The 13,593-nt window shown below is 38.3% G+C and carries 15 protein-coding genes, 2 pseudogenes and 1 riboswitch; of the genes and pseudogenes, 16 read left to right on the top strand and 1 reads right to left on the bottom strand.

The annotated features are described in order from the left end of the window. Positions 1 to 9 precede the first annotated feature (9 nt). The 15 genes and pseudogenes from BLR86_RS21865 (at position 10) to BLR86_RS21800 (ending at position 12,785) form a co-directional block, all read left to right on the top strand. The gene (locus BLR86_RS21865; RefSeq protein WP_090766709.1) at positions 10 to 1,833 is read left to right on the top strand and encodes a sensor histidine kinase; all 1,824 of its coding nucleotides are present in this window, start codon (positions 10 to 12) and stop codon (positions 1,831 to 1,833) included. 76 nt (positions 1,834 to 1,909) lie between these two features. Next, entirely contained in the window at positions 1,910 to 2,665 is a 756-nt protein-coding gene (locus tag BLR86_RS21860) for a response regulator transcription factor (protein ID WP_090766706.1), read from the top strand. Between the two features lie 142 nt (positions 2,666 to 2,807). Beyond that, on the top strand, positions 2,808 to 3,047 hold the full coding sequence (locus BLR86_RS21855) for a cupin domain-containing protein (protein WP_090766858.1): 240 nt from the start codon (positions 2,808 to 2,810) through the stop codon (positions 3,045 to 3,047). Between the two features lie 748 nt (positions 3,048 to 3,795). After that, positions 3,796 to 4,809, top strand: coding sequence for a DnaD domain protein (locus BLR86_RS21850; protein WP_090766855.1), 1,014 nt, complete (start codon positions 3,796 to 3,798; stop codon positions 4,807 to 4,809). Between the two features lie 2 nt (positions 4,810 to 4,811). Next, positions 4,812 to 6,068, top strand: a complete 1,257-nt coding sequence (locus BLR86_RS21845; RefSeq protein ID WP_254782420.1) for a replicative DNA helicase — start codon at positions 4,812 to 4,814, stop codon at positions 6,066 to 6,068. Between the two features lie 56 nt (positions 6,069 to 6,124). Next, the gene (locus BLR86_RS21840) at positions 6,125 to 6,571 is read left to right on the top strand and encodes a hypothetical protein (protein WP_090766701.1); all 447 of its coding nucleotides are present in this window, start codon (positions 6,125 to 6,127) and stop codon (positions 6,569 to 6,571) included. 197 nt (positions 6,572 to 6,768) lie between these two features. Next, positions 6,769 to 7,183: pseudogene (locus BLR86_RS21835) on the top strand (thermonuclease family protein); the annotation flags it as partial. A 121-nt stretch (positions 7,184 to 7,304) separates the two neighbouring features. After that, complete coding sequence (locus tag BLR86_RS26525; protein WP_217642421.1) at positions 7,305 to 7,460, top strand: hypothetical protein; 156 nt, start codon at positions 7,305 to 7,307, stop codon at positions 7,458 to 7,460. A 224-nt stretch (positions 7,461 to 7,684) separates the two neighbouring features. Then, a riboswitch (TPP riboswitch) is annotated at positions 7,685 to 7,793 on the top strand. A 168-nt stretch (positions 7,794 to 7,961) separates the two neighbouring features. Beyond that, positions 7,962 to 8,534: a thiamine phosphate synthase gene (locus tag BLR86_RS21830; protein ID WP_090766697.1), complete on the top strand. Its 573-nt coding sequence runs from the start codon at positions 7,962 to 7,964 to the stop codon at positions 8,532 to 8,534. Position 8,535: 1 nt separating this feature from the next. After that, on the top strand, positions 8,536 to 9,678 hold the full coding sequence (gene thiO, locus BLR86_RS21825) for a glycine oxidase ThiO (RefSeq protein ID WP_090766695.1): 1,143 nt from the start codon (positions 8,536 to 8,538) through the stop codon (positions 9,676 to 9,678). Beyond that, on the top strand, positions 9,675 to 9,878 hold the full coding sequence (thiS, locus tag BLR86_RS21820) for a sulfur carrier protein ThiS (protein ID WP_090766693.1): 204 nt from the start codon (positions 9,675 to 9,677) through the stop codon (positions 9,876 to 9,878). Before thiO ends, thiS begins: the two co-directional genes overlap by 4 nt. Before the next feature lies 1 nt (position 9,879). After that, entirely contained in the window at positions 9,880 to 10,647 is a 768-nt protein-coding gene (locus tag BLR86_RS21815) for a thiazole synthase (protein WP_090766690.1), read from the top strand. Further along, the gene (locus BLR86_RS21810) at positions 10,644 to 11,663 is read left to right on the top strand and encodes a thiazole biosynthesis adenylyltransferase ThiF (protein ID WP_090766687.1); all 1,020 of its coding nucleotides are present in this window, start codon (positions 10,644 to 10,646) and stop codon (positions 11,661 to 11,663) included. Before BLR86_RS21815 ends, BLR86_RS21810 begins: the two co-directional genes overlap by 4 nt. A gap of 419 nt (positions 11,664 to 12,082) precedes the next feature. After that, positions 12,083 to 12,385, top strand: a pseudogene (locus tag BLR86_RS21805) (DNA replication protein DnaD); the annotation flags it as partial. A 13-nt stretch (positions 12,386 to 12,398) separates the two neighbouring features. Beyond that, a complete protein-coding gene (locus tag BLR86_RS21800) occupies positions 12,399 to 12,785 on the top strand; it encodes a thermonuclease family protein (protein WP_090766684.1) in 387 nt (128 codons plus the stop codon). Between the two features lie 193 nt (positions 12,786 to 12,978). Here BLR86_RS21800 and BLR86_RS21795 read toward each other — a convergent pair whose 3' ends face one another. Continuing rightward, positions 12,979 to 13,272, bottom strand: coding sequence for an EthD family reductase (locus BLR86_RS21795; RefSeq protein WP_254782419.1), 294 nt, complete (start codon positions 13,270 to 13,272; stop codon positions 12,979 to 12,981). A gap of 79 nt (positions 13,273 to 13,351) precedes the next feature. Between BLR86_RS21795 and BLR86_RS26980 the strand changes: the two genes are divergently transcribed. Then, entirely contained in the window at positions 13,352 to 13,510 is a 159-nt protein-coding gene (locus BLR86_RS26980; protein WP_090766677.1) for a DUF4160 domain-containing protein, read from the top strand. Positions 13,511 to 13,593 lie beyond the last annotated feature (83 nt).

The following is a 13,593-nucleotide window of genomic DNA, read 5'->3' as shown; positions in this document are numbered from 1 at the left end:
AGGTGTGTTATGCAACGTTATAAAAGAAATGTGTTTAAGCGGCTGATGCATGTCATGCTTATGAAAGATCAGTCACTAGTTCGCAAGCTGTTTGTTTTTTGTGCGCTGCTTGTTGTTGTTCCGATTGGTTTTATTGGTTTTTTTACTTACGAGAATTCCGTTGAAGTGTTTGAGAATGAAGCGCGATCTAATAGCTGGCAAATCATAAGACAGGTAAATACGCATATTGAGTATTATGTGGGCGATTTTGAGATTGAGGTATTAAAAATTTTAAACAACCAGACGATTACTCATTTTCTTCAAATGGATAGCCAAGAAGAATTTGAGTCAAGTGGAATGGAAAGTAATGTCAAGCGAATCCTGCAAAATGAAGCCTACTCGAGATCAGACATAACCAATATTACGATATCCTTAAATAATGTCGCTACGGAGGATGCACTGGATGTCCGCTTCAATCGTTTCCATCCGATTGAGTCTTTTCAGACAGAGCTTTTTCAAAAAATTCTTCCGAACACTGGTGAAACTGTTATTGTTCCACGGACACTTACGGATGGTGAGAATAAAGAGTATGTTATTTCCATTGCGAGAAGGTTGTTTAGTCAGAAGACACTGAAACCAATCGGTTTTATTGTGATGGATGTGAACTTTAAGCGATTTAAGGAAATTGCCAGCCAAGTCAATATCGGGCATTCGGGGGTTATGTATATCGTTGATGCACAGGGGAATTACGTCTATAACCCAAGTTTCTCCGAACTTGGGAAAAAGGCTTCTCTTCAAGGTATGAGGGAAATTCTTCAAGGGGAAAGCGGATCATTTGTCACAAGTGGTAAGGAGAAAGATTTACTTACATATAGTCATTCCGGATTTCTTGGTTGGACCGTCATTACATCCATTCCCTATAAAGAACTAATTAAAAGTTCCGTCTATATCAGAAATACCATTTTTATTACGACTCTTCTTACCTTACTGGCTGCCGCCATTCTCGGAGTAGGTTTGGCGAGCAGTATCATTAAGCCAGTAAGAGGACTGCAAAAGACGATGAAGCGAGTGGAAAAAGGTGATTTCAGCGGACAAGTTAAGGTCTTATCGAAAGATGAGATTGGTGACCTGACAAATGGGTTTAATAAAATGCTCATCCGTTTAAATGAACTTGTCAATGAAGTTTATCTTTCTAAAATTCGGGAAACCGAAATGATGTTCCGGCAAAAAGAAATGGAATTAAATGCACTTCAGGCGCAAATAAATCCTCATTTCTTGTTTAATTCCCTGGAGACCATTCGTGGAATGGCGTTGGAATACGGAATGGAAGACATATCGGATATTTCTGCGTCATTGGCTAAATTATTGCGTTATAATATAAATAATAATTCGAAAACAGTTACATTGGCGGAAGAAATTCTCCAAACGAAAGTATACCTTAGAATTCAGAAATACCGTTTTGATGAAAAATTGGAGTATGAATTCTTCATCCCGGAATGGGCAAAAAACCAAACGATTGCTAAATTCTCTATTCAGCCAATTGTCGAAAATTCGTTTAAGCATGGGATTGAACTGTCAGGCGGAATATCAAGAATCAGCATAACGGCTTTGCAAGAATCGGATGATACTTATGTAATCAGGATTAAGGACAATGGGATAGGGATTTCTCAGGAGAGGTTGGAGGAAATTCGCCGAAATTTAAGACAAAAGGATGTAATAGATGAAGGGCAAGGGATTGGTATGGTGAACGTACACCGAAGAATTGTACACCTTTTTGGAGATAAATATGGGATTAGTATCCATAGCAGTAAAGGGAACGGTGCTACTTTAAGTATACGTTTACCAATGTACTAGCACACTGGTTAACCAATTTATTTTAGTGGCTGTACGCTAACCAATATGTTTTTCATTTTTTTGGGGAGGTGATACCATGTACAAGATACTTCTAATCGATGACGAGAAATGGGTTCGAATTGCACTTCGGCATACAATTGCTAAGACAGGGCTACCCTTTAAGGTTATTGCCGAATGCACCAATGGCTTAGAGGCTCTGGATATTTTAAAAGAACATCCTATTGATTTGGTAATGACAGATGTACGGATGCCCGTATTAGACGGGTTATCCTTCGTAACGTCATTGGAAAATGAAGAACACCGCTGTGACTGTATTATGATCAGCGGCTACGATGATTTTAAGTATGTACAGCATGCCTTGCGTTCAGGAGTGTTTGACTATCTTCTTAAGCCTGTCGAGGTGGAGGATATGAAGGAATCCCTGGAAAAATGGACGCAGCAGCGCAGGAAAGAGGAACAAAATAATCATTCGGCAGAGGCTTTCGTGAAAGAAGCAGATCCATCCGAATTATCTACTGTCGAGAAAGTGATTAAGTATGTCAAGAGCAAAGTTCCGGGAGAAGTCACTTTATCAGAAGCAGCATCCATAGTGCATTTGAATCCAAGTTATCTAAGTAAGCTTTTTAAAGACAAAACGGAACAAAACTTCGTAGACTTCGTTTTAGATATTCGCATGAACGAAGCAAAGAAACTGCTTGAGCGGACCTCCTTAAGGGTTACTGAAATAGCTGACCGACTAGGCTATTCCGATATTACGTATTTTAGTAACGTATTTAAGCGTAAAACTGGAGTGACCCCATCCGAATATCGAAAACGCGTCCGGACAAATTAAATTGGGAGCGAAATACTCCCATATACATGATAGAGAATTCAAAAATGAGGTGAATGATTTGTTTTTCTTTGGAAATAATGAAGAATTTGTTAGTACAGGAGAAGGTGCCAAGAGGAAACTTTTGGGAAGGGGTGGGAGCCTAATGATGGCAGAAGTAAGCTTCCAAAAGGATGCAATTGGTGCTATTCACTCTCACCCACATGAACAGGTTAGTTATATTGTTCAAGGAAGTTTTGAGTTTCAATTGGATGGAAAAGTACAACGAGTGGTAAAAGGGGACAGCATTTACATCCCATCAAACACCTTGCATGGGGTAAAATCGCTTGAAGATAACTCGATTATATTGGATGTTTTTACACCCCAGCGTGAAGATTTTCTTTGATTTAAGGTAAGTATAAGAACTGTCTTCATTTGAAATTTAACTATAAAAGGATCGATACATATGAACAAAAACAATGGAAAAATTCTAGAGGTTAAACGTTCCCCTCTCCTAACCCAAGTGTAAAATTAAAGGAAATTACCTACCATTCAAATGGATTAAGACTGAAAGGGATGTTTGCGGCCCCAATCGGTGATGAACCAATGGATCCCGACAACCAAAATGATAGTAAACAGTTGTTTATTTCCTATTAACGGAATCTAGTACTCATATAAAAAGAGCCCAAAAGGCTCTTTTTTCTAATGATAAATCAAGATGTATTTTGGAAGATAAAGTATAGAAGAATGCTAGGAAAAATACACAAGCTTGCCAGCCTTCATCTGAATATTCATTTTTGTCTAGAAAGTGCGTGTGTTACTCTAAAACTATCCCCTGTAATTCCTTTTCTGTGAATTACTAAAAATAAAGAGTTGATAAAACGTCAAAAAGGGTTTAAACAGCGATAAAAGTGCATGGTATCTCCCAAACTTTGAGGAGCACCCCAAAGGTTAGATTTCACTCTAACTTTCGGGGTGCTCCTCATTTTTGGTTGGTCACTGGCACTTTTTTGTTCCCAACGAGTGTTAGACATCTTTACTTATCAAAAATTTCTAAAAAAATCCATGAAAACCATCCCCATACATGTCCTTTTTTATCATTTTTCTATATATAGTCTATGAAAACATTTTTTAGGAGAAGGGCTGTGTTGTTGATGGCAAAGTTTAGAAAGGTGCGTTTTGATTTTTGGGTGGATCCGATTATTTCTGAGATGACACCGGAGGACAGGTATTTTTATTTATATCTTTTAACGAATCAATGTACGACTCAAATTGGAATCTATAAGATTACCAAGAGGCAAATAGCTTTTGATATGGGCTATTCGATTGAAAGTGTTCATTCATTAATGGAACGATTTATCCATCATCACCAGTTGATTCGCTACAATCCTGAAACGAGAGAGCTTGCGATAAAAAACTGGGGAGAAACTAACTTTGATAAAGCCGGGAAACCAATGATAGATTGTATTGTTTCTGAATTAAAAGAAGTCAAAGATACCTCATTGCTTCAATTTGTTTTGGAATCAATTAAAAAACATGAATTTCGCAGCCTATATGAATCTTTTTTTAAAAAAGACAAGGGAGTCAGTGGCCGGGATGAAAATGATACATATCTAGCACCTAAATGGGAAGAACCCGACGATACGTTAACGAATCGTAATACGATACGTGGACAAGAAGAAGATAAAGAAGAAGATAAAGAAGAAGATAAAGAAGAAGATAAAGAAAAAGAAAAACAACAAGAAGTTTCTCATCCAATAATAGATCGTAATCCAAATAGTGAGCAACACTTGATGAATAACCAAAAACTTGTTGGTGTTAAAGAAATTGTTGAATTTTGGGACAACAATGGATTTGGTTTTACAAACGAGAATGCAAAAGAGCAGCTGTTAGCCTGGTTAGATGATTCTCGCTTTTTACAACCCAAAGCCGTGATCTTAAAGGCGTTGAATATCGCATGTGCCAATAACAAGCGAAGACTAAATTATGTAGTTGGGATCCTAAGGAATTGGGAAAATGAATCTTTACTGTCGGTAGAAGAAATTAATTCGTATCAAGAGAACCAAAAGTCTGGATCAAAGTATGGGAAACCAACGGAATCGGTTCCTAGTGGAAGAGCAATTCCACGTGGATTTGACCTTGATATTTCAGCAGGTGAAGATTGGTGAGCATGGCGGAAAAAGCGTTTTTAGGCAGCCTGATGAAAGCAGAGTACTTACTCAAGGATACCGAGATTAAGCCTGAACAGCTAGAAAGTATCCGGCATCAAGAATTAATGCGGAAAATGGTAGAGTTAACCCGGTCAGGCATGAATATAGATTTGATCTCGTTAACAACCTTGACCGATCTTGAAAACTTCGGTGGAATGTCCTATCTCTCTGAACTGTTATCGTATGCAGATCTTGAGAAATTCGAAAGTTCGGAAAAGCTCATTCTTAATCAGTGGAAGGAACGGGAAAAAAGGAACATCTTAACAGTGGCAGCTGTTAATGATTGGGAGATTACTAAAGTTATTACACACTTGGATAAAATTAATCTAGTAAAAATGGAGGATTATACTCCTTTAACACAGGCATTGGCAGATATATATGAGGCCCCGTGGGAAGATCAAATCGAACGGAAAACGGCAACCACGGGGATCCAAAAGCTCGATGAGATAACCGGAGGCTTTCAGAATGGAGAAGTAATTATTCTAGCTGCGAGACCCTCAATGGGGAAAACCGATGTCATGCTTCATTTTGCAAAAATGGCGGGGTGGACTGGGTATCTGTCGCTGGTATTTTCTTTAGAAATGCCTGAAAAGCTGATTACCTCTCGACTCATTGCTTCGGTCGGGAACATTAACCGGAGAAAAATGCGCGATCCGAAAAGAATGCTTACTGAAGACCAAAAGAATACCTGGTCAGATGTGATAGGACAATTATCTGAAACCAAAATGCAAATTTTTGATGGAGCTGGACAAACAATTGCTGAAATGAGAGCGAAAACGCGAAAAATGATGCATCAATTTCCAAACAAAAAACCGATCATTTTTATCGATTACTTAACATTAATCCATTCAAGTCAAGTTTACGGAGGGAATTCCCATCAACAGGTAACAGAAATATCCAAATCTCTTAAAACGATGGCGAAGGATTTTGATTGTCCTGTGATTTGTTTGGCGCAGCTTAACCGATCGGTGGAATCAAGAGCAGATAAACGGCCGATGATGTCTGATATACGGGAATCGGGCAGTGTGGAGCAGGATGCTGACGTCATTTTGTTCTTATATCGTGAACAGTATTATCAAAAGGAATCGGAGAATCCTTCCCTGGAAATCATCATCTCGAAAAACCGAAATGGACCTACCGGATCAGTTCTTGTCCAGTACAACGTCCATACAGGGAGGATCGATGGCCAAAAGGAAGGCAATCTCCTACGTGTATAGTCTTTCATCAGCAAAGACCAAATAGGATAAAAAAACAGAGAAAAGGGTGTTATGACATGTTAATAAGAGACGCTTACCTTGATAGTTTACGGTATGAAGAATCTTCATTGGCCCATTATATACATCATTTACTGCAAGAGAAGAAAATTTCATTGGATGATGACATAACCAAACTAAATTTTGATCTAGCAAATCACGAGAAAGTGGCTGAAATGATTCGAAACAATGTCTTAGGTATTAATAAGGTTCGAGTCTACTCACTAAAGATGAACCAGAAAGATTTTGTTTTTATCTTTGCACTCTGCGACGAAGAGGCAATCCAGTATTATACAAAAATATTTCTTCAAAGACCATGGAACTGCCATGAACAATTACTAGATTATCAGTTTTATAGAGGAAATGAGGGGATTTCGTTTTGGGATTTGAGAAGGGAATGCGAGTGTTTTCCAGCAATTGCGGGATATTATACACGGGGTGATGATTATTTGATAGTAAAGGGGTGATATTCATGAAAAAACCGGGTGGTGTAGCCGTCATTACAGCAGCTACCCTTCTAGCATTCTATCCATTATCGGAACTGAATGAACAACTGGTAAAAGAGAGCAGCCTCCTAGTAATGGAGAATCCAGAAAGTGAAGGAATGAAGGGGAAGAACTTTGTCTATCCAGATGAACATGTACCAGTTATGTTAGTCGAAACCATCGATGGCGATACGATAAAAGTATGGGTAAACGGAAAAATGGAAACAGTCCTATTTATTGATCGATACACCAGAGTCAAAAAATCCAAACATGTGTGTTCAACTCTATGCAACGGAAGCGTTCTTACGGAATAGCGAGCTAGTAAAAAGCGGAAGGTTAACATTGGAGTTTGAACAGGGAAACACAAGAGATTCGTACGGACGACTGTTAGCCTATGTGTATGTCGATGGAGAATCGATTCAAGGAACGCTGCTAAAAGAGGGATACGCACGAGTGGCTTATATTATGAATCCACCTTATAAATACCTTGAATCATTTAGGAATGAGGAAAATCTAGCAAAAAGGAAAAAAATCAATATTTGGAGCAGATTTAATTTTGTAACGAACTGGGGATTTAATGGGTGTTTGCAATAAGGTAGAGACAATTATCGTTTTGCAGACATTAGATCTAGGTAAATAAGTCTGTGTTATTCGTTTCTATAAAGGAAATGGAAAAAAACAAAAAAGAAATAGAAGATTTCATTGTTTTTTTAGGATGCTATTTAATTTTTTAATCTTTTATTCATTCAATTTTAAGTTTGCTGGTTTACTATTAGGCTGTAACATCAATGGAATTGGTGAAGGAGATGGTATGGAGATGAATGAAACAAGAGGTCAGCAGATGCTAAATAAAGTTCCAGAGAGAAGCTAAACTAAAATAACCCAACTAATTCTTATTTACTTTGAAAAAGTAAATAAGAATAATATCAAAAGATTTTTACAAGAAAAGTGCTAGGGGTATCCCTTTGATGATGGTCACTTGCACTATTTTTTTCTTATTATTCCCACCAATAACAAAAATCAGAAAATTGACATTTCTAATTAACGTGCTAATATTAACCATGTAAGGTAATTATTTCAAATGAATAGATGAATCAAATCCGCTAGAGGTGCCTTTTTAAAAGGCTGAGATTGAAGTGCTACTTCGGGACTCTATGAACCTGATCTGGGTAATACCAGCGTAGGGAAGTGGGAAATTCGATATTTGGAGAGCAAATGCGTTATTTCAAATTTTTCGACCACTTTCTTACTATAGGAAGTGGTTTTTTGTAGTTACTTGATTTCAAAGATAAGTAGAATCTTCAAATAGGGGGGGACTTATATTTTAACGAGTGTTAAAGGGAAAGAGTTACATATTATATCCAATGGTAAAATGGCAATCGAACAGTTAGGGGAAATTGTTAAGGATATTCATCCATATATAACTGCAATTCATTTACGAGAAAAACAAAAAACGGCTAGGGAACTATTTCAAACAGTCGAACTTTTAACAAAAAATAACATACCATTGTCAAAAATCATGATTAATGACCGGGTAGATGTTGCATTCGTAACAGGGGCCAGAGGCGTTCAATTAGCCTTTCATAGTTTAGGTGCAGCAAGTGTAAAAGAAAACTTTCCTCAGCTTAGGATAGGGAGTTCTATCCATTCCTATCCGGAAGGTCTAAAAGCAAAAGAGAAGGGTGCAGATTACGTTCTATACGGACATGTTTTCCATTCTCAATCAAAACCAGATAAGATTCCAAAAGGTCTTGAGGAATTAAAAAAGCTATCAAATTTAGATATTGATGTTATTGCCATTGGTGGGATAACACCTGATAATACGGAGCAGGTTCTACAAGAAGGGGCAAATGGGATTGCTGTCATGTCAGGTGTTTTAGAAGCGCGTGACCCATCATTGGCAGTAAAGGCTTATAGTAAGGCATTAAATAATGGAGGTGGATAAATTGGGAAATTCATTTGATGTTGCCATAATCGGAGGAGGAATTAACGGAGCCTCGATTGCCTATCAGCTATCAAAAATAGGAAGAAAAGTAATCATTATTGAGAAGAATCAATTGGCTTGCCAAGCTTCAAGTGCAGCTGCGGGAATGCTGGCAGCACAAGCGGAGCTGGAACAAGACGGTCCCTTATACCAGATGGCTTTAAAAAGTCAGAAGATGTTTTCTGATCTCTCTAGTGAGTTATTGGAATACAGCGGAGTCGATATCGAGTATGTGAATAAAGGATTGTTAAAAATTGCAGAATCCGAAGAAATCGCATTAGAAGTGAAAAAACAGGTAACCTTTCAAAGGAATTGGAATCCAGCAATAAAATGGCTGGATACAAAAGAATTAATAGAAATGGAGCCATCCCTGTCACCGAGTTTAGCTGGTGGTATGTATCTCCCTAATGATGGTCATGTGCAGCCAGCAAAGTTAACACAAGCTTTTGCAAAAGCGGCTGTCAATTTTGGCGCGGAAATACGTCAAAATACGGAGGTCCTTTCTTTTAAATTTGAAAACAGTCAGGTGAAAGGCGTTATAACCTCCAATGGCATCGTAAACTGTGATCAAGCTGTCGTTGCCACTGGAGCTTGGTCTGCAAAATTAATGCGTGAATCAGGAATTGATATTCGTGTGTATCCAGTGAAAGGCGAGTGCTTTTCCGTTAGGACGGAAAAGCCGATTATCAACACTACGATTTTTTCAGATAAACGATGTTACCTCGTACCAAAACGTAATGGGGAAATTTATATCGGTGCAACCATGATTGAAAATACATATGATAACTCCGTTACACCTAAGGGTATCGCAAGATTGATAGAAAGAGCCACTCAACTGGTTCCGCAGATCAAGGATGCTGCATGGGAGCGAGTGTGGTCTGGAATTCGACCTCAGACAGGAGATGGGCTTCCTTATATTGGTGAGCATCCAAGATGGCAGGGGTTATTTCTGGCTGCTGGGCATTTTAGAAATGGGATTTTATTAAGCCCTATTACAGGGAAACTAGTAGCTGATTTAGTAGAAGGCAATTTGCTAAATGATGATCTACTCTCAGCTTTTCACTTAGAAAGACACAAAGAAACAGTACGAGGAGGTATAACATGAGGGTAATATTAAATGGGGAGTTAATCCAATTACCAGAACATGTAGTATATATTTCAGATGTTCTGGAACATTATGAAATCCATAATAGGGTCGTTATTGTGGAAGTAAACGGTGAAATCGTAAACAAGGTAGAGCACCAAAGTACTAGATTATCAGATAAAGATCGAATCGAAATAGTCCATTTTGTAGGAGGCGGTTGATATGTTAAAAATAGGTTCATTATCCATTCAATCTCGTTTGTTACTTGGAACGGGAAAGTATCCAAGCTTTGAAATCCAAAAGGAAGCGGTGGAAGTTTCCGAAGCAGAAATTCTCACGTTTGCGGTTAGACGAATGAATATTTTTGAAGCAAGCCAGCCGAATTTTTTAGAACAGCTAGATACCAATAAATATAGGCTGCTGCCAAATACTGCAGGAGCGAAAACAGCAGCAGAGGCTGTCCGGATCGCAAAACTAGCGAAAGCTTCAGGCCTATGCGATATGATTAAAGTGGAAGTGATTGGCTGTGATAAAACCTTACTTCCTGACCCGATTGAAACCCTAAAGGCAACGGAAGAATTGGTGAAGGAAGGCTTTATTGTCCTTCCCTATACCTCCGACGATGTAGTTTTAACCAGGAAACTTCAAGAAGCAGGCTGTCATGCTATCATGCCAGGGGCCTCACCGATAGGTTCGGGTCAAGGTATCATCAATCCTGTCAACCTTAGCTTTATTATCGAACAAGCGGTTGTACCAGTTATCGTGGACGCTGGTATTGGCTCACCAGCTGATGCTGCATTGGCTATGGAAATAGGAGCTGATGGTGTGTTATTAAATACGGCTGTATCAGCAGCCAAGGATCCGGTAAAAATGGCAAAAGCAATGAGATTAGCGATTGAAGCTGGACGATTGGGCTATGAAGCCGGTCGAATCGAGAAAAAGAGATATGCTGCAGCAAGCAGTCCAAAGGAAGGAATGAGTATCGGGTGAATAATCGGTACTCACGACAAGAACTATTTTCACCTATTGGAAAAGAGGGGCAACAACGAATTTTCAATAAGCATGTACTCATAATAGGAGCTGGGGCACTTGGAACAGCAAGTGCCGAAGCACTCGTCCGTGCTGGAATTGGTAAACTAACCATTGTTGATCGTGATTATGTAGAATGGTCTAATTTACAGCGGCAGCAATTATATACAGAGAATGATGCAAATAATCGAATTCCAAAAGTAATCGCTGCTAAAAATCGTTTAACAGACATTAACTCTACTGTGGACATTGAGGCAATCATTGCGGATGCCTCAGTCGTAGAGCTTGAAACTTTGGCTGAAAAAGTGAATCTTATCATTGATGCTACTGATAATTTCGAAACAAGAATGATCATTAACGATGTTTCACAAAAGTATGGAGTCCCATGGATCTACGGTGCTTGCGTTGGAAGCTACGGAATATCCTACACCATTATTCCAGAAAAAACCCCTTGCCTATCTTGTATACTAGAAACAGTTCCGCTAGGAGGATTAACGTGTGATACAGCAGGAATTATTAATCCAGCGGTTAGCATGGTTGTTTCTCATCAAATAAGTGAAGCATTAAAAATTTTGGTCGGTGATTGGGATTCATTAAGAGACAAACTAGTTTCTTTTGATTTATGGAAAAACCATTATACTTCCATAAATGTAGATAAACTGAAAAATGAGGATTGCCCTACTTGTGGAGTAAAACGCTCTTATCCATTTTTATCCTTTGAAAATCAAACAAAGTCAGCTGTACTTTGTGGAAGAGATTCTGTCCAGATACGACCTTCCGTTCCTGTTGTACGTAATTTGGAAGCTTTAGAAAAACTATTCATAAATCAAGGGGGAACGGTACAGCGAAATCCTTACCTATTATCTTATACAGTGGATACTCACCGATTAGTCATTTTTAAAGACGGAAGGGTTTTAGTGCACGGAACAAAGGATATTACTGAAGCAAAGTCGCTATACCATAAATACTTGGGTTAATTAGAATGAACAACCATGCCTTTGGATCGTAGTCATTTTTCTATAGTTGATATGTACAGCAATGATCGAAATTCTACTCTCGTCCTAAATGTAAGAACAGAAATAAAAGTGCCAGGCGCATTTGAGGTGCACCCCAAAGGTTAGATTTCACTCTAACTTTCGGGGTGCACCTCATTCTTTGGTTGGTCACTGGCACTTTTTTATTGCCAACTAACTTTTTTGCGGATATTTAAGAGTGGTAGTGACCTTTTTTAAATCAAAATATTCCAAAATGTGTTATCGGAACCGTCCCCATGGGTACCCCAAAATTCCTTTGTCATAAAACATTCACAATTTTATGAAATAACTATGACCTTTTCCTACCTTTTTCAATATATAGAGGATGAATGTATTTTACTAGGGGAAGGGCAGTGTTGTGGATGGCAAATTTTAGAAAAGTACGTTTTAATTTTTGGATGGATCCGATTGTTTCAGAGGAGATGACACCATAGGACAGATATTTTTATTTATATCTTTTAACGAATCAACGTACGACTCAAATTGGAATCTATAAGATTACGAAAAAGCAAATGGCTTTTGATTCGGGCTATTCCATTGAAAGCGTTCATTCATTAATGGAACGATTTATCCTGCATCACCAGCTGATTCGCTACAATCCTGAAACGAGAGAGCTTGCGATAGGAAACTGTGGGGAAAATAACTTTGATAAAGCCGGGAAACCTGGTAAACGGTAACATGGAAACAGTACGCAATTTATTAATTGATACACCAGAGTCGAAAAATCCAAAAACATGTGTCCAACTCTATGCAAAGGAAGCAATCTTACGGAATAGCGAGCTAGTAAAAAGCGAAAGGTTAACATTGGAGTTTGAACAGGGAAACAAAAGAGACTCCTACGGACGACTGTTAGCCTATGTGTATGTCGATGGAGAATCGATTCAAGGAACGCTGCTAAAAGAGGGGTACGCACGAGTGGCTTATATTATGGATCCTCCATATAAATTTCTAAATCAATATAAGGAAGATGAGAGTCTAGCAAAAAGGAGCCAAGTGAATATATGGAGCCGCACGGGGTATGTAACGAATAGGGGATTTGTTGGGTGTGTTTCTTTTGGTGGTTGATACAGTTTGAATAAGATATCCGAAAATGCACTGGGATACATAAGTGAAAAAAACAATTGTGGTTCCTGAAACCCCCGGTCGAGTAAGGAGTTCATTTCCGGGGTCAGGAGCCTTATCTCTCAATGCATTTCATTAATGAAATGCAATATCGAAAATTTAATATTGAAGGCAAAGAAAGCGTCGTTATAATTTGCTAATCGATAATCGTAATTATCGGTGGCCTTTCTAAGTATTGAAAAAAGTTCTGCCCATCTTCTTCTGCTAGTTTTGCTTCTGGACTTGCAAATGCTTCTTGTAGCTTCTCCATATTTTCAAATTCTAAAATAGTTATAAGGTATAAGTTTAAGTGAGTATTTTGCGAGCCAACTACTCGATGCACAGAATCTTTAATAATATTTGGGATATTCCTGCCAAGTGGTACATGCACATTAAAATAATGCTCGTCAAATTTTTCCTTATCCTTCGGTTCCTCATACATAATCACCATTTTTGCCAAATCATATCACTCCTTCAATTGAATACCTATTAAAATATATTACTGAACAATCAATATATTCCACTTGGGGATGGCAATTTACATCTATTTCGATGATCATGAACCGCCACATTTTCATATCAGAGGTCAGGAAAAAACGAGAATCAACATAGTAACAGGTGAGTATCTTAAAGGTGATAACTCTCTTACCAAAAATAAAGAACGTGATATACAAATTTGGACTCATTAAGAACGAGCGCAAACGGTGAGACTTATTCCATTTAATAGAGGAGTTTTGGCAGTGTTTGTCGAATAAAAAACATACCTTTAACA

The organism is Bacillus sp. OK048, from assembly GCF_900103525.1.
In the GTDB taxonomy this organism is placed as follows: Bacteria; Bacillota; Bacilli; order Bacillales; family Cytobacillaceae; genus Neobacillus.
This window is presented reverse-complemented; position numbering and strand designations above follow the sequence as displayed.

What these genes read in the sequence shown, in the direction of transcription:
- BLR86_RS26980 (WP_090766677.1), top strand. Translation starts at nt 13,352, where the DNA reads ATGGCAATTTACATCTATTTCGATGATCATGAACCGCCACATTTTCAT.
- BLR86_RS21830 (WP_090766697.1), top strand. Translation starts at nt 7,962, where the DNA reads ATGGCAATCGAACAGTTAGGGGAAATTGTTAAGGATATTCATCCATAT.
- BLR86_RS21855 (WP_090766858.1), top strand. Translation starts at nt 2,808, where the DNA reads ATGATGGCAGAAGTAAGCTTCCAAAAGGATGCAATTGGTGCTATTCAC.
- BLR86_RS21845 (WP_254782420.1), top strand. Translation starts at nt 4,812, where the DNA reads ATGGCGGAAAAAGCGTTTTTAGGCAGCCTGATGAAAGCAGAGTACTTA.
- BLR86_RS21800 (WP_090766684.1), top strand. Translation starts at nt 12,399, where the DNA reads ATGGAAACAGTACGCAATTTATTAATTGATACACCAGAGTCGAAAAAT.
- BLR86_RS21865 (WP_090766709.1), top strand. Translation starts at nt 10, where the DNA reads ATGCAACGTTATAAAAGAAATGTGTTTAAGCGGCTGATGCATGTCATG.
- BLR86_RS26525 (WP_217642421.1), top strand. Translation starts at nt 7,305, where the DNA reads ATGCTATTTAATTTTTTAATCTTTTATTCATTCAATTTTAAGTTTGCT.
- BLR86_RS21795 (WP_254782419.1), bottom strand. Translation starts at nt 13,272, where the DNA reads ATGGTGATTATGTATGAGGAACCGAAGGATAAGGAAAAATTTGACGAG.
- BLR86_RS21840 (WP_090766701.1), top strand. Translation starts at nt 6,125, where the DNA reads ATGTTAATAAGAGACGCTTACCTTGATAGTTTACGGTATGAAGAATCT.
- BLR86_RS21850 (WP_090766855.1), top strand. Translation starts at nt 3,796, where the DNA reads ATGGCAAAGTTTAGAAAGGTGCGTTTTGATTTTTGGGTGGATCCGATT.
- thiS (WP_090766693.1), top strand. Translation starts at nt 9,675, where the DNA reads ATGAGGGTAATATTAAATGGGGAGTTAATCCAATTACCAGAACATGTA.
- BLR86_RS21815 (WP_090766690.1), top strand. Translation starts at nt 9,880, where the DNA reads ATGTTAAAAATAGGTTCATTATCCATTCAATCTCGTTTGTTACTTGGA.
- BLR86_RS21860 (WP_090766706.1), top strand. Translation starts at nt 1,910, where the DNA reads ATGTACAAGATACTTCTAATCGATGACGAGAAATGGGTTCGAATTGCA.